The organism is Rhizomicrobium sp. (assembly GCA_037200385.1).
GTDB lineage: Bacteria > Pseudomonadota > Alphaproteobacteria > Micropepsales > Micropepsaceae > Rhizomicrobium.
This window is the reverse complement of sequence record JBBCGL010000001.1, coordinates 496,846-515,995: the sequence shown is the minus strand read 5'-3', so window position 1 is coordinate 515,995 and position 19,150 is coordinate 496,846. Positions and strand designations below refer to the sequence as shown.

The window sequence follows — 19,150 nt, the reverse complement described above, 5'->3', positions numbered from 1 at the left end:
TCCGGCCCTAAACCAGCCGGCTCTTCTGCACGGCCGCGGCGATGAAGCTGGTGAAGAGTGGGTGGGGGTCGAGCGGGCGGGATTTCAGTTCGGGATGGAACTGCACGCCGATGAACCAGGGATGGTTCGGAATCTCCATGATCTCGGGCAACAATCCGTCGGGCGACCAGCCGCTGACCTCGAAGCCGTGCCGGCCGAGCATCTTGGCGTATTCGGTGTTGACCTCGTAGCGGTGGCGGTGGCGCTCGCTGATCTCGGTGGCGCCGCCATAGACTTCCGAGACCCGGCTGCCCGGCGTCAACACCGCGGTATAAGCACCGAGCCGCATCGTGCCGCCCATGTCGCTCTCTTCGCTGCGCGTCACTTTCTGATTGCCCAGCGTCCATTCGGTCATCAGGCCGATGACGGGATGCTTGGGCTTGCCGATCTCGGTCGTGCCGGCGCCTTCGAGGCCGGCGAGGTCGCGCGCGGTCTCGATCACCGCCATGTGCAGGCCGTAGCAGATGCCGAAGAACGGCACGTTGCGCTCACGCGCGAACTTGACCGCGTGGATCTTGCCCTCGGTGCCGCGCTCGCCGAAGCCGCCGGGCACCAGGATGCCGTTGACGCCTTCGAGAAAGGCCGGGGCGTCGGGCCGTTCGAAAATCTCGGAGTCGATCCAGTCGAGATGGACCTTCACATTGTTGGCGATGCCGCCATGGACCAGCGCCTCGGAGAGCGACTTGTAGCTGTCCTTGACCTGCATGTACTTGCCGACCACCGCGATGCGCACCTCGCCCTCGGGGTTCTTCACCCGGTCGAGCACCTGCTGCCAGCGCGTCAGGTCGGGCGGCGGCGCGTCGGTGATGCCGAAGACCTTGAGAATTTGCGTGTCGAGGCCGGCCGCGTGATAGGCCATGGGCACGCGATAGATCGTGTCGAGGTCGAGCGCGGGAATCACCCGCTCCGCCGGCACGTTGCAGAACTGGCCGATCTTGCGGCGCTCGTCGTCGGGGATCGGATGGCTGGCGCGGCACAGCAGGATGTCAGGCTGGATGCCGATGGCGCGCAGTTCCTTGACCGAGTGCTGCGTGGGCTTGGTCTTGAGCTCGCCGGCGGCCTCGATATAGGGCACCAGGGTCAGGTGCACGAAGGCGGTCTGGCCATAGGGCAGATCGTTGTGGAGCTGGCGGATCGCCTCGAAGAACGGCAGGCCCTCGATATCGCCCACCGTGCCGCCGATCTCCACCAGCAGGAAGTCGAGGTCGCCGATGTCGGTGAGGACGAACTCCTTGATCATGTCGGTGACGTGCGGGATCACCTGCACGGTGCGGCCGAGATAGCCGCCCTTGCGCTCCTTCTCGATCACCTGGCTGTAGATGCGGCCCGAAGTGACGTTGTCCGACTTCGCCGCCGAGACGCCGGTGAAGCGCTCGTAATGGCCGAGGTCGAGATCGGTCTCCGCCCCGTCGTCGGTCACATAGACCTCGCCGTGCTGGAAAGGCGACATGGTCCCCGGATCCACGTTGAGATAGGGGTCCAGCTTCCGCAAACGGACTTTGTACCCGCGAGCTTGCAACAAAGCTCCGAGTGCGGCGGACGCAAGACCTTTTCCCAAGGAAGAGACCACGCCGCCGGTGATGAAGATCAACCGCGCCATGGAAGGCCAACATGTCGAAAGAGTGTCGCCTACTCAAGCGCAAAATCGCGCTGCGGCGATTGCGCGACAAGACGGGCTAGGCGCATGCAAACGCACGGCAATTCCATCCACATGAGCCCGGTGGCGGCGCGGTTTTGCGCTTTGTTTCACGGCGGGGCGACCGCCAGCAACCTTTTGGCGCGAATCGGCTTTGGCGCAATGGCGGCGGCACGCTAGCGTCCCGCATCGGAACGGGGTTTTGGGGAACAGGATGCGTTGGCTTTGGGTCGCGTTGCTTTGCGTGGTTCTTGCGCCCGTGCCGGGGCGCGCGGCTTCGTCGCAGCTCTATCAGATCCGCTACGACCATTGGTCGGCCGATGACGAGCGCAGCTATCGCGATTTCGTCCAGGCGCTGGGCGAGGCCGACTGCCGCACGGTCGACGCCTGCCTGCACAGTCCGGCCAATCCGTTCCGCCTGAGCGATCCGCCGGGCGCCGTGTTCAATTTCGACTGCGCGGATTTCACCTATCTGCTGCGCTTCTATTTCGCCTGGAAACGCGGCCTGCCGTTCTCCTACGAAGACGGCGTGGTGCCGCGCGGCGCGTCATCCGACTTCCGCTACAGCCCGAACGGCAATGCCGTCGCCTACCGGCGCGAGCTGACGAGCGGGACCATGAGCGGCATGGATATCCTGAGCCGCATGCGCGACGAGGTGTCGTCGGCGAACTACCGCATCCATCCCGATCTCGAGACTCCCCTGCTCCCGGACCATTATCCGGTCGCGATCGCGCGCGGCGCGATCCGGCCCGGGACGCTGATCTACGATCCCAACGGCCATGTCGCGGTGGTCTTCCGGGTCGATCCCGACGGGCGGATCCATTATTTCGACTCTCATACGGACTTCTCGTTGGCGCGCAGCATCTACGATCTGCGGTTCACGCGCGCCGTGCCGGGGGCCGGCGCCGGCTTCAAGAACTGGCGGCCGCAGGTCCTCGTCGGCGCGACGCGGCAGGCGGACGGAACGCTGACCGGCGGGCATATCGAACTGGCGCGCAACGCCCAGATCGACGACTTCTCGACCGAGCAATTCTACGGCAACGGCGCGCGGCCGGACGATGCGAACTGGGCGAGCGGCGCCTTTACCCTGAACGGCGAGACGATCGGCTATTACGATTATGTCCGGGCCCGGCTCTCGACCGACGGCGACCTGCGCTACGACCCGGTGAAGGAGGTGCACGAGATGGTGCAGTCCAATTGCGACGACCTGCGCTATCGCGTACAGGCGGTCGATATCGCCATCGCGGCCGGCCTCCAGCACCGCCCGGAGCCCGACCGGCTGCCGGCCAATATCTACGGCACGGACGGCGATTGGGAGGTGTTCTCTTCGCCGTCGCGCGATGCGCGGCTGAAGACGGCCTTCAAGGAACTGCGCGACGCGGTGGAGCGCTTCGCGGTCATGTATGTGCGCGGCGGCGATCCGCATCTGGACTATCAAGGCGACGATCTGGTCGGAGACATGCTGGCCACCTACCGGCGCGACACGGCGGCCTGCACGATCCGCTATGTCCGCAGCGACGGCAGTGGGGTGCCGCTGAGCTATGAGGACGCGAGGCGGCGGCTGTTCGCGATGTCGTTCGATCCCTACCAATGCGTCGAGCGGCGCTGGGGCGCCAGCGACGCCGCCGAGCTGGCGACCTGTTCCGACGGTGCAGCCAAGCGGGCCTGGTATGCGGCGGAGCAGAAGCTGCGCAACCAGCTCGACCGGACCTATGAAGCGCGGATGGACTTCTCGCTCGCCGAGCTCACGGCGCCGGGCGACGGCAGGGGCGTGGACGAGCCGCCCGACACCGACGTGCTCGCGTTCCTCAACCGGATCCGCGAGGCGCGGCCCGGCAAGTCCGCGGGGTTCTGAGGGAAACGGTCTAGTGGCGGATCGGGACGGCCGGGCCGCCGCTGGGCAGCGGGACCGGCTTGACCGGCGCGCTGGTGCTGGGCGCCTCAAGGAAGGAGCGCTCGTCGCGGCCGTGGAGCGCCAGCAGGTTGAGGCCGAGGCAAGTCAGGAAGAACAGCGCCGCCAGGATCGTGGTGGCGCGGGTCAGCGTATCGGCGGCGCCGCGGGGCGAGAACAGGCCGCCCATGCCCGAGCCGCCGCCACCCATGCCCAGCGCGCCGCCCTCGGAGCGCTGCAGCAGGACGGTGATGATCAGTCCCATCGCAACCAGGACTTCCACGGCGAGCAAAAGGGTCTGCACGGACGGTTCTCCAGGCGGCCGACGGGCCGCGTTCAGGGGGCGCTCAATAGACGAAACCGGCGCCGGAGGGAAGCGGGAGGCCCAAACCCGGCCTACCGGGCCGCGACGGAGGCTTCGGACAGGGTGCGGGCCCGGATGATCGCCACGGTCGCATCGATCTCGGTCAGGATGTCGCTGGTCGATTTCTCGGGGTGGAAGACGTGGTTGAGGCTGAGCGCGGCATGGCCCAGCAGGTGCATCGCGGCGTTGCGGTCGACCCCCGCCATCAGCCCTTCGACCGCCGCCATGACGGATTCGCACCATTCCACCGCCGGCTCGAGATCGCCGTCGCGGCAGCGCCGCGCCACGCCCTTGCAGAGCGAGGCGATCTTCTCGAGCTCCTGGGTGTAGGTCATCGCGCCGGGGATGTGCTCCTGCATCAGGCGCCAGAGGACCGATATCTGGAAACCGTCGCGGCGCAGCTTCTCGTTGTTGAGCAGTTCGCGGGCGGCGCGCAATTCGCAGTCCAGGCGCACGCTGGCCTCTTCGGACGACAGGCGCTCCTTTGCCTTCATCTTGAGCGAGTTCGGCGGATCGAACAGCTCGAGCGAGGAGGGACGGATCACGTCCTTGCGGCGGTCGGGCCCGACATAGTCGCTGGTGACGACGAAGCCCTTGCGGCGCTCGACATGGGCGCAGATGCGCTGTCCCAGAAGCGCGGTCGAGAACGGACGCAGCAACAGGTCGTCGGCACCGGAATTGATGACGCGGGTGACGAGCGTGGCGGATTTCTCCCAGGCCGTCACGATGATGACGATGAAGGGATTGTAGCCGCCCGTGCCCTGACGCAGTTCCTGGATCAGCCGGCACAGAAGATTGTCGGCGCCCTGGCTTTCGCACAGCGCGAGATCCGGCGGGCGGCGGCGGATCGCGTCGGAGAACGCGTCCAGCGTCGCGACGGTCTCGATGCGCCGGAAGCCCAGCGTGTAGAGCGCGGCGCGGGTCGCCGTCCGGTTGGCGGCCACCGGATCGTAGATCAGCGTCTCCGTCGTTTCGTAAGCCAGCCGGCTCATCGGCGCGCCGCCAAAATCGTTTCGATCGCGTAAGAAATGCCACGCGGCGCGTTAAGAAACGGTGGGAAAACTGGGTTAAGAGGGCGCCCGGGCGGCCTCTACAATTGTAAGGAAATCGGCCGCCTTGAGGCTGGCGCCGCCGACCAAGGCACCGCCGACATCGGGCAGCGCGAGGATCTCCTTCGCGTTGCCGGGCTTCACCGAGCCGCCGTACAGAATGCGCAGCGGCAGCCCCAGGCAGGCCCGGATATGCGCATGCATCTGCGCGATCTCGGGCGTCGTCGGCGTCTTGCCGGTGCCGATCGCCCAGACGGGCTCATAGGCCACGGCGGTGTTCGACGAGGTCGCGCCCGGCGGCACGCTGCCGGCGAGCTGGGTCTTGCAGACGTCATAGGCACGGCCGGCGTCGCGCTCGGCTTCCGTCTCGCCGATGCAGATGATGGCGACGAGGCCGGCGCGCCAGGCGGCCCTAGCCTTGGCGGCGACGGCGGCGTCGCTCTCGCCGTGATATTGGCGGCGCTCGGAATGGCCGACGATGACCGCGGTCGCGCCGGCGTCGCGCAGCATCTCGGCGCTGATGTCGCCGGTGAAGGCGCCCGCGGCCTCGGCGTGGCAATCCTGGCCGCCGATCGCGACGGCGCTGCCGGACGCCGCCGCCGCGGCGCGCGCGACGAGCGTCGCGGGCGGGCAGATCAGGACGTCGCAAGGGGCCGGCGTCGCCTTCAGCGCAACGGCCAGCGCTTCGAGCTCGGCCAGGGAGGCGGCCGTCCCGTTCATCTTCCAGTTTCCGGCGATCAGTTGATTCATCGCGTCCTCAACGCAGGATTTCGACAAGCAGGACCCAGGCATTCAGCACCGTCGCGAGCAGCGACAGGACCACGCCGGGCACCGTCCAGTACAATGCGCCGGGCACGCCCGCCAGCAGGAGGCCGCCCGAGACCACGAATGGCAGGAAGCACATGCCGGCCAGCACGAGCCGGCGCAGGGCGTAGCCGTTGTCGACGCCGCGGCGCAGCGCATGCCCGATGATCAGCGCGGGCACCAGACCCATGGCCGCGCCCGTCACGAGAATCTCGGCCGCGAGCATCGCCCTGCCCTGGCCGGGCACCAGCGCGAAGGAGCAGAGGATCAGGACCCCGGTCGGCGCGACCAGCGTCTCGGCCGCCCGGCCGGGCAGGACCGGGTCGGCGAGGATGCGGGCGATATTGATCGAGATCGCGACGATCACGAGGCCCGCCAGCGCCGCCGACGCGCCGAGCTCCGCGGCGAAAAATCCCGTCCAATCCTGCAGCATGGCATGCCTTGCCCTTAGCCCACCCCCTCCCTATCATCCGCCGCTTTTCCCAGCCAAGCCCCTGTAAAACCGGAAGTCCCATGCTTCAGCAAATGCGCAATTTCTCGAAGTCGATCGTCTCCTCCATCTTCCTGGGAGCGCTGGCGCTCAGCTTCGTGGTGTGGGGCGTCGCCGACATCTTCCGGGGCAGCACGGACGACACCGTGTTCAAGGTTGGCTCCAACAAGGTGAACGTCGCGATGTTCACGCGCGACTTCCACAATGCGGTGCGCAACCAGCGGACCGCCCTGACGCCGGACCAGACGAAGGCGATCGGCAAAGAGGTGCTGGACCGCATGATGCTGGCGACCGCGCTCGACAACATGACGGCCAGCCTGGGGCTGACCGCGAGCGACGCGCGGGTCGGCCAGCAGATCCACGCGATCAGCGCCTTCAACGGCCCGCTCGGCGGCTTCGACCACGACGTCTTCCTGCGCGCGATCAACCAGGCCGGCTACACGGAAAAGGAGTTCGTCGAGGTTTCCCGCAAGGACGTGGCGCGCGGCCAGATGCTGCGCGGCGTCGAAGGCGGCTTCCAGATGCCGGCCGATTACGCGCGCGCGATCTTCTCCTATGTGAACGAGGTGCGGGCGGCCGAATATGTCGTGGTGACGCCGGCCTCGCTGGGCGAAGTGCCGCCGCCGAACGACGCGGTGCTGGCCGCCTATGTGAAGGCGCATCCCGAGCGCTTCTCGACGCCGGAATACCGCACGGTCAGCTATGTCGCGATCAACGCCGAGGATCTGGCACCCGGCATCGCGGTGACGGACAAGCAGATCCAGGCCGAGATCGACGGCAACAAGGCCGCCTATATCGTGCCGGAGAGGCGCACCCTCGAGCAGATCCAATTCCCCTCGGAAGCCGACGCCAAGGCCGCCAAGGCGGCGCTGGACGGCGGCAAATCCTTCGATGCCCTGGCGACGGAGCGCAAGCTGAAGCCGGCGGACTACAAGATCGGCGACGTGGTCGCGGACGACCTCGACAAGGCCCGCGCGGCGGCGTTCTTCGCGCTGCCGGACGGCGGCATCAGCGCGCCGGTCAAGAGCACGTTCGGCTGGGTGCTGATGCATGTCGCCAAGATCACGCCGGGCAGCGCCAAGAGCCATGACGAGGTGAAGGCGATCCTCCAGCGCAAGATCGCGGTCGACAAGATGACCGACATCTCCAACGCCTATGGCGAAGCGGTCAATGACGGGCTGAGCATGGCGGACGCGGCCCGCAAATCGGGCATGCATTTCGTCCATCTCGCCGCGGTCGACGAGCAGGGCCTGGCGCCGGACGGCAGCAAGGTGCTGACCCCGGCAAATCCCGAACTCCTCGCGGCGATCTTCAAGGCGGAGGCCGGCGACGAAGGCGATCCGTTCCCGACCCAGGACAGCCTGCATTATTTCGCCATCAAGGTCGAAGGCATCACGCCGCCCAAGCCCAAGCCGCTCGACGCGGTGCGGGCGCTGGCGACCGCGCGCTGGCTCGCGGAAAAGAAAGTCGAGCTGCTCCGCGCCAAGGCGGTCGCGCTGACGGCGCAGGCCAATGCGCAGCACTCGCTGAAGGCTGTCGCGGCGGCGCTCGGCGCGCCGGTGCAGTCCAGCCCCGCGCTCAACCGCGGCACCAGCGACATGGTGCTCAACGCGCTCGTCGTGCGCGCGCTCTACGATGCGCCGGCCGGCAAGGCGATCTTCGCGCCGACGATGGACGGCAATTTCGTCATCGCGCGGGTATCGGGCATCGGCCACCCGCTGCCGCCGGAGGAGAATCTCGGCTATCAGCGCGGCGTGTACCAGCTCGGCGGCGAGATCGCGTCGGACATCACCATCGCGCTGGCGCAGGCCGTGCAGCAACGCGACGGCAAGAAGGTCAATCAAGCCTTGGTCGACTCGACGGTCGGCAATTCGGGATCGGGGTCGTGAGCGGTCGATGGCAAGCGAACCCGAATTCCCCGCCTTCGCGCGGGCTTATGAGAATGGCCGTCCCCAGGTCCTCTACACCCGGCTGATCGCCGATCTCGAGACGCCGGTCTCCGCCTTCCTCAAGCTCGGCGAGGGGCGCGAGAACGCGTTCCTGTTCGAGAGCGTGCAGGGTGGCGAGGCACGCGGCCGCTATTCCATCATCGGCCTCAAGCCGGACCTGATCTGGCGCTGCCGCGACGGACGCTGCGAGATCAACCGGCAGGCGCGGGCCGAGGCGGGGCATTTCGTGCCCGACGCGCTGGCGGACAAGCCGATCGCGGCGCTGCGCGCGCTGATCGCCGAATGCCGCATCGACCTGCCCGCCGGCCTGCCGCCGATGGCGGCCGGCCTGTTCGGCTATCTCGGCTACGACATGGTGCGGCTGATCGAGAAGCTGCCGAACGTGCCGCCCGATCCGCTCGGCCTGCCCGATGCGATCCTGCTGCGCCCGACCATCGTCGCGGTGTTCGACACTGTGCGCGACGAGATCCTCATCGTCACACCGGTCTGGCCGGACAAGGGAGTCGACGCCCGTGCCGCCTATGCCCGGGCGAACGAGCGGCTGCAGGACACGATCGACGACCTGGAGCGCCCTGCCCCGGCGAGCCCGCGGCCGGCGGACGACCTGCCGGCGCTGGGGCCCATCGAATCCAACACGACGCATGCGGCGTATCTGGAGATCGTCGAGCGCGCCAAGGAATACATCCGGGCCGGCGACGTGTTCCAGGTGGTACCGAGCCAGCGCTTCCGCCGGCCGTTCACCCTGCCGCCCTTCGCACTCTATCGCGCGCTGCGGCGGCTCAATCCCTCGCCCTTCCTCTACAATCTGGCGTTTCCGGGATTCTCCATCGTGGGATCGAGCCCGGAGATCCTGGTGCGGCTGCGCGACGGCACGGTCACGATCAGGCCGATCGCGGGGACGCGGCCGCGCGGCAAGACGCCGGCGGAAGACGCCGCGCTCGCCGAGGAGCTGATGAGCGATCCGAAGGAGCGCGCCGAGCACCTGATGCTGGTGGACCTCGGGCGCAACGATGTCGGCCGCGTCGCCAAGACCGGCGAGGTCAAGGTCACCGACAGCTTCTTCATCGAGCGCTACAGCCATGTGATGCACCTGGTGTCGAATGTCGAGGGCAAGGTGCGCGACGGGCTGGACGCAGTCGATGCGCTGGCGGCGGGCCTGCCGGCCGGCACGCTGTCGGGCGCGCCCAAGATCCGCGCCATGGAACTGATCGACGAGTTCGAGACCGAGAAGCGCGGCGCGGTCTATGCGGGCGCGGTCGGCTATTTCGCGGCGGACGGCTCGATGGACACCTGCATCGTGCTGCGCACCGCCGTGGTGAAGGACGGCACGATGTACGTCCAGGCCGGCGGCGGCGTGGTCGCCGACAGCGTGCCCGAGGCCGAGTACCAGGAGACCGTCAACAAGGCCAAGGCGCTGATGATGGCGGCGGAAGAAGCGGTGCGCTTCGCGACGGCCGGCAAGCGCGGGCAGTAGTCCGGGTTCATTTCCAAGCTTCAGGCCGGTGAAACGCTTGAGCGGTTTCACGCCCATGCGGGTTCATTTCTTGCGCCGATCCGGCTAGCCTGAACGTCACCTTGGAGTTGGCGATGCCGGAGTATCGCGGGACGGCGGGCTTGACGATCGAAGAAGTCCAGCGGGACCTGCTTCGCGTCTTCCCCCTCAAGGCGACAAGCACCGGCCGGTCGTGGGAAGGCGTGCAGATCAACGAGTATGACGCCGTCTTCATCGAGGACCTGCGTTCGCCGCCGCGGGACCACGTGAAAATCTCCTTGAACACCGGGAGCGCAGCCACGATCCGGCGGGAAGCCTGCGGCAGGTCGTTCGTCAGTCCGTCGCGCGTCGGGGACATCGCTGTCCTGCCGGTCGCACGAAAGTCGCGTTGGAACGGCTGGGCGCCGGCCCATCTCGATATACGGCTTTCCCCCGACAGGATGGACGAGATGGCCTTCGAGCTGCGCAAGGCCAGCCAGAAAGCGTTCGAATTCGCCGATGTCCCTTACATGCGTGATCCCGTCATCGAGCATATCGGGGCGATCTTCAGGATCGAGCTGAACCGCGCGGCGCATCCGGCCCAGGACCTGCTGATCGATGGGCTCGCGCTCGCGTTGAGCACGCATATGCTGCGCGCCTACACCAATGCGACCGGCATGGAGGATCGCGCGACAGCCACGGTCGAAGTCGCGGCGATCCGGCGCGCGATCGCCTATGTCGAAGGCCATCCCCATCGGTCGATCTCGCTTCGCGAGCTGGCCGGCGCGGCGGGGCTGAGCCGCTTCCACTTCGGCCGCGTGTTCAAGCGCCATGTCGGCATCTCGCCCGCCCGCTATGTGGAGCGGGCGCGGATCGACCAGTCCAAGCTGCTGATCGCCGGCGCCGAGCTGTCTCTGGCCGCGATCGCCCAAGCCGTGGGGTTTGCCGACCAGAGCCATTTCACGCGCCGCTTTCGCGCCCATGAAGGCTGCACGCCGGCGCAATTCGCCCGCGAGCACGCCAAGGGCATCCTTCCATCCCGCTAATTCCGGGCAGGAAGCATAAAGCGACCAAGGACCGCACGATCCGACGCGACGCCGCGCACGTCCCGATATTTGAATGGCCGCACGCCGCTTCGCGCGGCAGTTCACGGGAGTCACATCGATGGGCATGGTCACGACGCAGGACGGCACGGAAATCTTCTACAAGGACTGGGGTTCGAAGGCCGCGCAGCCGCTGTTCTTCCACCACGGCTGGCCGCTGAGCGCCGACGATTGGGACAGCCAGATGATGTTCTTCTTAAGCCAGGGTTATCGCGTCATCGCGCATGACCGCCGTGGCCATGGCCGCTCGACGCAAACCGCAAACGGCCATGACATGGACACCTATGCGGCGGATGCCTTCGAAGTCGTCAAGACGCTCGACCTGAAAGACGCCGTTCATATCGGCCATTCCACCGGCGGCGGCGAAGTCGCCCGCTATGTCGCGAAATACGGCAAGGGCCGCGTGAAGAAGGCGGTGCTGATCAGCGCCATTCCGCCGACCTTCATGCAATCGGCGCGAAATCCCGACGGCGTTCCCAAGGCGGTCGTCGACGGCATCCGCGACGGCACCGCCAACCACCGCTCGCAATTCTACCAGGACATCACGATCCCGTTCTACGGCTTCAACCGTCCGGGCGCGGCGGTCTCGCAGGGCATCCGAGACAATTGGTGGCGGCAGGGCATGATGGGCGCCGCGATCGCGCAATGGGAGTGCGTGCGGGTGCTGTCGGAGACGGAATTCTTCGACGACCTGGCGGCGATCGACGTGCCGGTGCTGGTGATGCATGGCGAGGACGACCAGATATGCCCGTTCCCGACGACGGGCGCGCGGTCGGTCAAGCTGGTGAAGCACGGGACGCTGAAATCCTATCCCGGCCTGCCGCATGGCATGCCGACGACGCATGCGGAGATGATCAATGCCGACCTGCTCGCCTTCATCCGGTCTTGACGCTCGCTAGCGCGGGCCGGCCAGCGCCAGCCGGGCTTCGCGTTCGGTCTTGAGGCGGATCGCGTCGGGGAGCGGGATCAGGACGAACCCGCGGGCGCCGGCACGGGCGGTCCAGGCGGCGAGCGCGGCCAGCGTCACGTCATGGGGATGGCCGATGGCGATCGCGACGCCTTGCGCACGAGCCTTGGCTTCCAGCTCGGCGAGCTGGGCGTCGACGGCGGTCGCGGTCTGCTCGTCGTCGAGGAAGACGTCGCGGCCGGTGCTGGCGACGCCGAAGGCATGCGAGACCGCCACGACCTGGGTCGCCGGCGTGGTGCGGGAGTCGAAGAAGAAGAGATGGCGCGCCGCGAGATCCTCGGCCACCGGGATCAGGCCGTCCCGACCGGCGGTGAAACGGCTGCCCATGTGATTGTTGAGGCCGACGGCGCCGGGCACGCGCTGCAGAGCGGCGTCGAGGCGGCGGCGGATCTCGTCCGGCGCGAGGCCGACAGTGAGCGCGAGCGGGCCCGGATCGTGCTCGCCTTCGGCCTCCATCGGCATGTGGACGAGGACGTCATGCCCGGCCCGCTCGGCTTCGGCCGCCAACCACGGCGTCGCGTCGGCGTAAGGCAGGAAAGACAGCGCCACCGGCCGGGGCAGCGCGAGCGCGCGGTCGGTACGCGCGAGATCGGCGCCGAGATCGTCGATCACGATGGCGACCTTGGGCGGACCGGGCGGCGGCGGCTCGGCGCGTAGACGCGGCTGCGGCGCCGGCGCATGCGCGATGAGCCAAGCGGGGACGTCGTGGGCGACGAGCGGATAGAGCAGCTGTGGCGTGAAACGGCTGGCCGTGATGGGCCGGTCGAGGCGCAGCGCGACGAAGGGCGCGCCGGGCGAGTCATCGGCCTGGGCCGGCGTGACGCCGGGCGGCAGGATGGCGGCGAGCAGCGCGGGGATGCCCGCGACGGCGCGACTGCCGCCCACGGCGGCGGCGAGCAACAGCAACACGCAGAACGCCGCGTCGGCGCCGCGCAACAGCGCGCGCGGCGGCCTTGGCCTGCGACGACGGCGAATCGGTTCGAGCCGATACATGGCCCTGTGTAGGATGGCAGGGAGGGGAGTCAAACGTGGTTCCTCCCCCGTTTTTACGGGGGAGGTCCCGAGCGAAGCGAGGCGGAGGGGGGCAGCCAAGTGCCAGCGAAAACGAAACGCGTTTCAGATATGGCGCTTGCCCCCTCCACCAAATCGCTGCGCGATTTGCTCCCCTCCCCCGTAACCTCGGGGGAGGAAAAGTTACCGCGCGAAATCCACCTGCACATTCGCCGACAGGCCGGGGCGCAGACGGGTCACGTCGGGCTGGCCGGCCAGCAGGCGGATGCGGACGGGGACGCGCTGGACGATACGGGTGAAATTGCCCGTGGCGGGCTCGAAGGGCAGCAGCGAGAATTCGGAGCCCGAGCCAGGCGCGAAGCTCTCCACCTCGCCGTCGAGCGTCTCACCGGAGAGCGCATCGATGGTGATGCGGGCCTTCTGGCCGGCCAGCATGCGCGCGGTCTGGGTCTCCTTGAAGTTCGCCACGACATAGATCGTGTCCATCGGCACCAGGGTGAGAAGCTGCGTCCCGGGCTGGACGTATTCGCCGATCTGGGCCTGGCGGTCGCCGACCACGCCGTCGATCGGCGCGCGCACGATGGTGTGCTCGAGATTCTGCCGCGCCAGGACGAGCGAGGCGCGGGCGCGCGCGAGAGCGGCGAGAAGCTGGCCGCGGGTCTTGTCGACCACCGTGACCTGCGCCTCGCTGGCGGCGAAGCCGGCGCGGCTCTTGTCCGCATCGGCGGCGGCGCTGAGCGCGGTGGCGCGCGCCTGCTCGGCCTGCTGCCGCGAGATGTCGCCATTGGCGACCAGCGTGTCGAAGCGGCGGCGGTCGGCGGCGGCGCGGACGCTCTCGGCATCCGAGGCGCGGATCGCGGCCTGGGCCGCGGCGGCATTGGCGGCGGCGAGATTGCGCTGGGCGGCGAACTGGTCGAGCGCGGCCTGGGCGGTCTGGATGTCCGCCTCCGCCGCCGAGACGGCCTGGCGGTAATCGTCGTCGTCGAGCCGGACGAGCGGCTGGCCGGCGCGCACATGCTGGTTGTCGCGCACCAGGATGGCGGCGACCAGGCCATGCACCTTCGGCGCGATCAGCGTCGAATCCGCTTTCAGATAGGCATCGTCGGTCGTGACGCTGGAGGGCGGAAGCGCGATCCACCAGGCGCCGGCGAGCGCCAGCACGATGGCGGCGCCGGCCACGAGCAGCGCGCGGCGCGGCAGGTTGCGCAGGCGGCCGCCGAGCCCGGCGGGACGGGCGATGGTGTCTTCGAGGGTCACGGCGGTCATTTGTCGAACACCAGGCAGGTCGTGGTGGCGGAGGCGCAGAGCTTGCCGTCCTTGTCGAGCAGGCGGCCCTCCGCGAAGGCGGCGCGGCGGCCGAAGGAGAGCACCCGGCCCTCGGCGCGGACCGGGCCGGACGCGTCGCTCAGCGCCCGGTGATACGCGACCTTGAGCTCCAGCGTCGTGTAGCCCTGCCCGGCCTTGGTGCGCGTATGCACGGCGCATCCCATGGCGGAATCGAGCAGCGTGGCGGCGTAGCCGCCATGCACCGTGCCGATAGGGTTATAGACGCTCTTCGTGGGATGACCTTCGAAGACGACATAGCCCTCCTCCACCTCGATCGGCTTGAAATCCAGCAGATGCGCGATGCCGCGCCAGTTCGACGTACCGTCCAGCAGCGAACGGATCTGCTCGAGGCCGGAGGGCTCGGCGATTGCGGCGGTTTGGGTCATTGCAGGGTCTCGCTGGCAAGGGACAGTTCGGTGAGGCCGAGGCGCGCCTTGATGCCGGCGCGGGTCGAGGCCAGAAGCTCGTCGGACAGAGTGCGGTCGGAGATCGAGCGCGACAGCGCCACCGCCCCCGCCATCGCGGCGAGCAGCGAAGGCGCAAGCTTCTCGGCATCCGGGATGCCGGCAGCGGCGATGCGCTCGGCGAGGAGGTCGGACAGGCCGCGCACGCCGCTCTCGAACCGGGCGCGGAACCGCTTCGACTGGCGCGGCATCTCGGAGTTGAGCGCGGTGATGGCACAGCCCCGGGCCGGATTGTCGCGGTGGCTCTCGGCGACGTAGAAGTCGATATAGGTCGCGAGCGCGTGGCGCGGCGGCAGGCCTTCCAGCAGCCGCGCGAAACGCCGCTTCGAGCCGTCGAAAATCTCCACCAGCGTCTCGTCGAGCAGCGCGTCCTTGGATTTGAAATGGGCGTAGAAGCCGCCATGGGTCAGGCCGGCCGCCTTCATCACCGCACCGACCGACAGCCGGTCGGGTCCCAGCTCGCGCAATTGCCCCGCGGCGATCTTGAGCAGCGCCTTGTGGGTCTCTTCCTTGTGGCTTTGGCCGTAGCGCATCTTGTAGTCCCTCGGTCGTCGATTTATATGATGCTCGTAATATAATCCGTCAAGGGGTCCCGATGAGTGCCGCCGCACTGGCCGTCCCGGCCCCTTCGCCGATGGCCGGCTACAGCCACAACCGGAAGCTTTTGATCTTTGGAATCATGGCGTTCGGCCAGTTCATGGCGCTGCTGGACACCCAGATCGTCGCGGCCTCGCTGAACTCCATCCAGGCCGGCCTGTCGGCCGGACCGGACGAGATCGCCTGGGTCCAGACCGCCTATCTGATGGCGGAGATCGTCATGATCCCGCTGGCGGCCTATCTGAGCCAGGCGCTGTCGACCCGCTGGCTGTTCACCGCCTCGGCCGTGCTGTTCACGCTGTCGAGTCTTCTGTGCGGGATGGCGTGGAGCATCCAGTCCATGACGCTGTTCCGCGCCATCCAGGGCTTCGTCGGCGGCGCCATGGTGCCGACGGTGTTCGCGACCGGGTTCGCGATGTTCTCCGGCACGCAGCGCGCGATGATCCCGGCGATCCTGGGCATGGTGTCGACCCTGGCGCCGACGCTCGGGCCGAGCGTGGGCGGCTGGATCACCGACACGCTGAGCTGGCACTGGCTGTTCTTCATCAACATCGTCCCCGGACTGTTCATCGCCATCGCGCTGCCGCTGCTCGGCAAGGTGGACGAGCCGAATCTGGGGATGCTCAAGCGGATCGACTGGCTGCACGTGATCTCGCTCGCGGTGTTCCTGGGCTGCCTGCAATATGTGCTGGAGGAAGGGCCGCGCCATCAGTGGCTGGAGGATCCGACCATCATGACGGTGGCGTGGATCTCCGTGGTCGGCGCGCTGGTGTTCTTCGAGCGCTCGTTCTTCTCCAAGACGCCGGTGCTGAAGCTCAGCCCGTTCCGCCGGCCGACCTTCGCGATGGCCTGCGTCCTCAACCTGGTGATCGGGATCGGGCTCTACGGCGCAACCTATCTGACGCCGATCTTCCTGGGCCGGGTGCGCGGCTATTCGAGCCTCGACATCGGCACGACGGTGTTCGTCACCGGCATCTTCATGACCTTCAGCGCGCCGCTGGCGGCGCGGCTGACCACGGTGGTGGACCAGCGGGTGGTGATCGCCGCGGGCTTCAGCCTGTTCGCGCTGGCGTGCTGGCTGTTCTCCGGCATCACGCCGCAATGGGGCTTCTGGGAACTGTTCTGGCCGCAGGCGATCCGCGGCTTCGCGATGCTGCTGTGCATCGTGCCGGCGGTCGGCATGGCGCTGAACGGGGTGCCGCCGTCGGAGCTGCGCTTCGCGTCGGGCCTGTTCAACCTGATGCGCAACCTGGGCGGGGCGATCGGCATCGCGATCGCCTCGACCCTGCTGCAGGACTATGGCCGCATCCATGCCGAACGTTTCGGCGAGGCGCTGGCGCAGGGCAATACCGGCCTGCTCGCGGGCGTGGTCCAGCGGCTGGGCGGGCTCGGCGCCGACGCGGCGCATGCGCAGCTCGTGCTGTCGGGCGAGATCGCGCAGTTCGTGGCGCAGCAAGCGCTCGCGCAGGCGTTCCAGGACGTGTTCTACCTGCTGGCGGGGTTGTTCGTGTGCGCCCTGGCGATCGTGCCTTTCGCGCGGACGGCCGCGCTCTCGAACGACGCGCCGCCGCCGGAGGCGCACTGAAGACTCAGGCGCCGTCGTTCGACGCCACGATGCGGTGGCCGGCCAGCGCGGCGCTGGTGGCGGGAAAGTCGCTGCGGGTCAGGTACAGCATGTAGCGCGCCGCCTCGTCGAGCGGGTCGAGATGCGGCACGCCGAGCCCCGCCTGGCGGGTCGAGTGGATCGTGAAGCCGGCGGTGCTGCCCTCCGGCGTGACCCAGGCCTCGAGCACCGGACCGAGGCCCGACACGGCGTAGGTCTGCACCCCCGAATAGGTCCAGAAATTCCCCAGGCTGTAGGCGATGAGGTGGCCCTTGTAGAGCTCGACGGCGCGCGGCACATGCGGCCCCTGCCCGATCACGATGTCGGCGCCGGCGTCGATCACGGCGTGCGCGAAGGCGATGACATTGCCACGGTTCTCGCCGACGAAGGTCTCCGGGCCGGGCTTCACATGGACATAGGTCCAGCCCTCGCCGCCGCCATGGAAGGAGACCATGACGTAGTCGTGCGTCTTCTTGAGATCGCGCACGAGCTGGGCGGCGCGCGCCAGATCGTTGATGTTGAGCGTGCCGTTGTTGGGCGCGAAGGAGATCATCGCGAAACTCCGGCCATTGGGCAGGACCAGCTCGCCGGCCCGCGCCCCGTCGCGGTCGAGGCCGCCATAGGCGATGCCGTTCTCGCGCAGGGCCGCCATGGTGGAGTCGCGCCCGGCTTCGCCATAATCGCCGCTGTGGTTGTTGGCGAGGCTCACCACGTCGATGCCGAAGCTGCGCAAGATGCCGGCGTAGAAGGTCGGGCCGTGGAAGGCGAAGCAGTCGGCGCAGGATTTCCCGGTGCCTTGCGGACCCTCATAGAGCGGCCCTTCGAGATTGACGAAAGCAACGTCGGCGTGACGGAAGAGACCGGCGAGGTCGTTGCCGACCAGCGTCGCGACGTCGACGCCGGGCCGGAGCGCGGGGTTGAGGCCCGTGCCGATCGAACCCATCATTACGTCGCCGGCGCCGACGATGCTGATCAGGCGCGGATCGCCCGGGCGGTACTGGGTCGACAGCCAGATCTGCTGCTCGGGGTAATGCACGTCGCCGGCGCCGACGCCCGGCTGCAGCCGCAGCGGTGCCTGGGCGTTCGCGACGCTTTGCGGCGGCGGCGCCGGCTTCGCGGGTGCCGGCAGATAGACGATCTTGGGCGGCGGCACAGGCGCTTGCACCACGATGGTTCTGGGCGGCGGTGCAGGATCGTGGACCACAACCGTCCGGGTGACGACCTGCGGTGCCGGCGGCGCAGGGACGAAGACGAGCTTCGGCGGCGGCGCCGGCGCCTGCACGATGACGGTCCGGGGCACGTAGACCAGCCGCGTCCCGCCGCCATAGGCATGGATGCCGAGACGGGCGAGCGGCGCGGGACGCTGGTCGAAGGTCGTCAGCTCGCCGCTGCGCGCGACGACCGTGCCGCAATCGGGCAGCAGCGCCGCGAGATGCGCACAGAAGCCTTGCGCCTCGTTCGCCGTGTTGAAGGGAAAGAACAGGCTGCGGATGGCGAGCGGCGCGCCGCTGCGGCGGACCAGCGCGTGCCGCCACGGCAGGCCGGAAATCCGCGCATCGAGCTCGTGGCGCAGTGCGTCGAGGCTCGCATCGTCGGGGACGTCGCCGATGGCGGCGCCCAGCACGGGCACGCCCGCAGCCGCCGCGGTCAGGGGCGCGGGAAGCTCGCCCGAGGCACGCTTCCAGTCGTAGCGCGCGACCAGCAGATGCGCGATCGTCAGCGCCAGGACGGCAAACGCCAGCGGCACGAGCGCGGCGGACATGAACCAGCCGTACTCCTCGCCGTGATCCCAGCCGTAGCTACGCTTCATTGCCAACCCTGCCCAGCCGACAGTGGCGCAGGGAGCTGTGCCAAGTCGAGACGAACGCAGGAAAGGGTTAATCGGGAACCGTGGCAAGAGCGCGACGCTTGGAAAGCCAGGGTTTCCGGCGCACCATCCGCCGCAGGGACGGCGCGGCGAGGACCCGATGATCAAGCTCACCTTCTGCCTGCGGCGCCTGCCGCATCTGAGCCGCGCGGCCTTCCAGACCTACTGGTTCGAGACCCATGCCCCGCTGGTCGCCAGATACCGCACCGTGCTGCGCATCAAGCGCTATGTGCAGATGCATGCGGGCAGCGCGGCGATGAACGCGGCGATCGCGGCCAGCCGCCAGGCGCCGGCGATGTTCGACGGCGTGGCGGAGCTGTGGTGGGATTCGCTGGACGACATCGTGACGAACACCTCGGCGGAGGCGCAGGCGGCGGGCCTCGCATTGCTCGAGGATGAGCGCAAATTCATCGACCTGCCCAAATCACCGCTGTTCTTCGGCGAGGAGAAGGTGGTGTTCGGCTGACCACTGCGTCGCCAGCTTCCAGATCTGTCGGAGAGCTGCTCGAGCGCGAGGGT

17 protein-coding genes are annotated in these 19,150 nt (G+C 68.2%); 7 read left to right on the top strand and 10 right to left on the bottom strand.

Features of this window, described 5'->3' with window-relative positions; genetic code table 11:
- Window positions 1-7: 7 nt before the first annotated feature.
- Window positions 8-1,639 (bottom strand): CTP synthase, encoded by a 1,632-nt coding sequence (locus WDM91_02255; protein ID MEI9993391.1) that lies wholly within the window; start codon window positions 1,637-1,639, stop codon window positions 8-10.
- Between the two features lie 250 nt (window positions 1,640-1,889).
- On the opposite strand from WDM91_02255, the gene WDM91_02250 reads away from it, so the two are divergent.
- On the top strand, window positions 1,890-3,530 hold the full coding sequence (locus WDM91_02250) for a hypothetical protein (GenBank protein ID MEI9993390.1): 1,641 nt from the start codon (window positions 1,890-1,892) through the stop codon (window positions 3,528-3,530).
- A gap of 10 nt (window positions 3,531-3,540) precedes the next feature.
- On the opposite strand, the gene secG is transcribed toward WDM91_02250, so the two are convergent.
- The 4 genes from secG to WDM91_02230 all read right to left on the bottom strand — a co-directional run bounded on the left by secG (window position 3,541) and on the right by WDM91_02230 (window position 6,216).
- Window positions 3,541-3,870: a preprotein translocase subunit SecG gene (gene secG, locus WDM91_02245; GenBank protein MEI9993389.1), complete on the bottom strand. Its 330-nt coding sequence runs from the start codon at window positions 3,868-3,870 to the stop codon at window positions 3,541-3,543.
- A 92-nt stretch (window positions 3,871-3,962) separates the two neighbouring features.
- Complete coding sequence (locus WDM91_02240; GenBank protein ID MEI9993388.1) at window positions 3,963-4,922, bottom strand: hypothetical protein; 960 nt, start codon at window positions 4,920-4,922, stop codon at window positions 3,963-3,965.
- A 75-nt stretch (window positions 4,923-4,997) separates the two neighbouring features.
- Window positions 4,998-5,729, bottom strand: coding sequence for a triose-phosphate isomerase (gene tpiA / locus WDM91_02235; protein ID MEI9993387.1), 732 nt, complete (start codon window positions 5,727-5,729; stop codon window positions 4,998-5,000).
- A 7-nt stretch (window positions 5,730-5,736) separates the two neighbouring features.
- Window positions 5,737-6,216 carry a hypothetical protein gene (locus WDM91_02230; GenBank protein ID MEI9993386.1) on the bottom strand — a complete coding sequence of 160 codons (480 nt, stop codon included), beginning with the start codon at window positions 6,214-6,216 and terminating at the stop codon, window positions 5,737-5,739.
- A gap of 80 nt (window positions 6,217-6,296) precedes the next feature.
- Between WDM91_02230 and WDM91_02225 the strand changes: the two genes are divergently transcribed.
- The 4 genes from WDM91_02225 to WDM91_02210 all read left to right on the top strand — a co-directional run bounded on the left by WDM91_02225 (window position 6,297) and on the right by WDM91_02210 (window position 11,685).
- Window positions 6,297-8,162 (top strand): peptidyl-prolyl cis-trans isomerase, encoded by a 1,866-nt coding sequence (locus WDM91_02225; GenBank protein ID MEI9993385.1) that lies wholly within the window; start codon window positions 6,297-6,299, stop codon window positions 8,160-8,162.
- A 7-nt stretch (window positions 8,163-8,169) separates the two neighbouring features.
- Complete coding sequence (gene trpE, locus WDM91_02220; GenBank protein ID MEI9993384.1) at window positions 8,170-9,696, top strand: anthranilate synthase component I; 1,527 nt, start codon at window positions 8,170-8,172, stop codon at window positions 9,694-9,696.
- A gap of 113 nt (window positions 9,697-9,809) precedes the next feature.
- Window positions 9,810-10,739 carry an AraC family transcriptional regulator gene (locus tag WDM91_02215; protein MEI9993383.1) on the top strand — a complete coding sequence of 310 codons (930 nt, stop codon included), beginning with the start codon at window positions 9,810-9,812 and terminating at the stop codon, window positions 10,737-10,739.
- Window positions 10,740-10,812: 73 nt separating this feature from the next.
- Window positions 10,813-11,685, top strand: coding sequence for an alpha/beta hydrolase (locus tag WDM91_02210; GenBank protein ID MEI9993382.1), 873 nt, complete (start codon window positions 10,813-10,815; stop codon window positions 11,683-11,685).
- A gap of 6 nt (window positions 11,686-11,691) precedes the next feature.
- Here WDM91_02210 and WDM91_02205 read toward each other — a convergent pair whose 3' ends face one another.
- From WDM91_02205 to WDM91_02190, 4 genes are all read right to left on the bottom strand, one after another.
- A complete protein-coding gene (locus WDM91_02205; GenBank protein ID MEI9993381.1) occupies window positions 11,692-12,672 on the bottom strand; it encodes a divergent polysaccharide deacetylase family protein in 981 nt (326 codons plus the stop codon).
- Window positions 12,673-12,957: 285 nt separating this feature from the next.
- A complete protein-coding gene (locus WDM91_02200; protein ID MEI9993380.1) occupies window positions 12,958-14,040 on the bottom strand; it encodes an HlyD family secretion protein in 1,083 nt (360 codons plus the stop codon).
- Window positions 14,037-14,486, bottom strand: coding sequence for a PaaI family thioesterase (locus tag WDM91_02195; GenBank protein MEI9993379.1), 450 nt, complete (start codon window positions 14,484-14,486; stop codon window positions 14,037-14,039). Before WDM91_02195 ends, WDM91_02200 begins: the two co-directional genes overlap by 4 nt.
- A complete protein-coding gene (locus WDM91_02190; protein ID MEI9993378.1) occupies window positions 14,483-15,097 on the bottom strand; it encodes a TetR/AcrR family transcriptional regulator in 615 nt (204 codons plus the stop codon). The genes WDM91_02195 and WDM91_02190 overlap by 4 nt, the downstream gene beginning before the upstream one ends.
- A 62-nt stretch (window positions 15,098-15,159) precedes the next feature.
- Here WDM91_02190 and WDM91_02185 point away from each other — a divergent pair, with 62 nt between their 5' ends.
- Window positions 15,160-16,746 (top strand): DHA2 family efflux MFS transporter permease subunit, encoded by a 1,587-nt coding sequence (locus WDM91_02185; GenBank protein ID MEI9993377.1) that lies wholly within the window; start codon window positions 15,160-15,162, stop codon window positions 16,744-16,746.
- Between the two features lie 4 nt (window positions 16,747-16,750).
- On the opposite strand, the gene WDM91_02180 is transcribed toward WDM91_02185, so the two are convergent.
- A complete protein-coding gene (locus WDM91_02180) occupies window positions 16,751-18,574 on the bottom strand; it encodes a CapA family protein (protein MEI9993376.1) in 1,824 nt (607 codons plus the stop codon).
- 157 nt (window positions 18,575-18,731) lie between these two features.
- Here WDM91_02180 and WDM91_02175 point away from each other — a divergent pair, with 157 nt between their 5' ends.
- Window positions 18,732-19,097 (top strand): EthD domain-containing protein, encoded by a 366-nt coding sequence (locus WDM91_02175; protein MEI9993375.1) that lies wholly within the window; start codon window positions 18,732-18,734, stop codon window positions 19,095-19,097.
- Window positions 19,098-19,150: the final 53 nt, after the last annotated feature.

Excerpts from the sequence above, each read along its gene's own strand:
- tpiA (MEI9993387.1), bottom strand. The coding sequence starts at position 5,729 with ATGAATCAACTGATCGCCGGAAACTGGAAGATGAACGGGACGGCCGCC.
- WDM91_02255 (MEI9993391.1), bottom strand. The coding sequence starts at position 1,639 with ATGGCGCGGTTGATCTTCATCACCGGCGGCGTGGTCTCTTCCTTGGGA.
- WDM91_02250 (MEI9993390.1), top strand. The coding sequence starts at position 1,890 with ATGCGTTGGCTTTGGGTCGCGTTGCTTTGCGTGGTTCTTGCGCCCGTG.
- WDM91_02240 (MEI9993388.1), bottom strand. The coding sequence starts at position 4,922 with ATGAGCCGGCTGGCTTACGAAACGACGGAGACGCTGATCTACGATCCG.
- WDM91_02225 (MEI9993385.1), top strand. The coding sequence starts at position 6,297 with ATGCTTCAGCAAATGCGCAATTTCTCGAAGTCGATCGTCTCCTCCATC.
- WDM91_02185 (MEI9993377.1), top strand. The coding sequence starts at position 15,160 with ATGAGTGCCGCCGCACTGGCCGTCCCGGCCCCTTCGCCGATGGCCGGC.
- trpE (MEI9993384.1), top strand. The coding sequence starts at position 8,170 with ATGGCAAGCGAACCCGAATTCCCCGCCTTCGCGCGGGCTTATGAGAAT.
- WDM91_02190 (MEI9993378.1), bottom strand. The coding sequence starts at position 15,097 with ATGCGCTACGGCCAAAGCCACAAGGAAGAGACCCACAAGGCGCTGCTC.
- WDM91_02180 (MEI9993376.1), bottom strand. The coding sequence starts at position 18,574 with ATGAAGCGTAGCTACGGCTGGGATCACGGCGAGGAGTACGGCTGGTTC.
- WDM91_02230 (MEI9993386.1), bottom strand. The coding sequence starts at position 6,216 with ATGCTGCAGGATTGGACGGGATTTTTCGCCGCGGAGCTCGGCGCGTCG.
- WDM91_02200 (MEI9993380.1), bottom strand. The coding sequence starts at position 14,040 with ATGACCGCCGTGACCCTCGAAGACACCATCGCCCGTCCCGCCGGGCTC.
- WDM91_02215 (MEI9993383.1), top strand. The coding sequence starts at position 9,810 with ATGCCGGAGTATCGCGGGACGGCGGGCTTGACGATCGAAGAAGTCCAG.
- WDM91_02175 (MEI9993375.1), top strand. The coding sequence starts at position 18,732 with ATGATCAAGCTCACCTTCTGCCTGCGGCGCCTGCCGCATCTGAGCCGC.
- WDM91_02195 (MEI9993379.1), bottom strand. The coding sequence starts at position 14,486 with ATGACCCAAACCGCCGCAATCGCCGAGCCCTCCGGCCTCGAGCAGATC.
- WDM91_02210 (MEI9993382.1), top strand. The coding sequence starts at position 10,813 with ATGGCCGCACGCCGCTTCGCGCGGCAGTTCACGGGAGTCACATCGATG.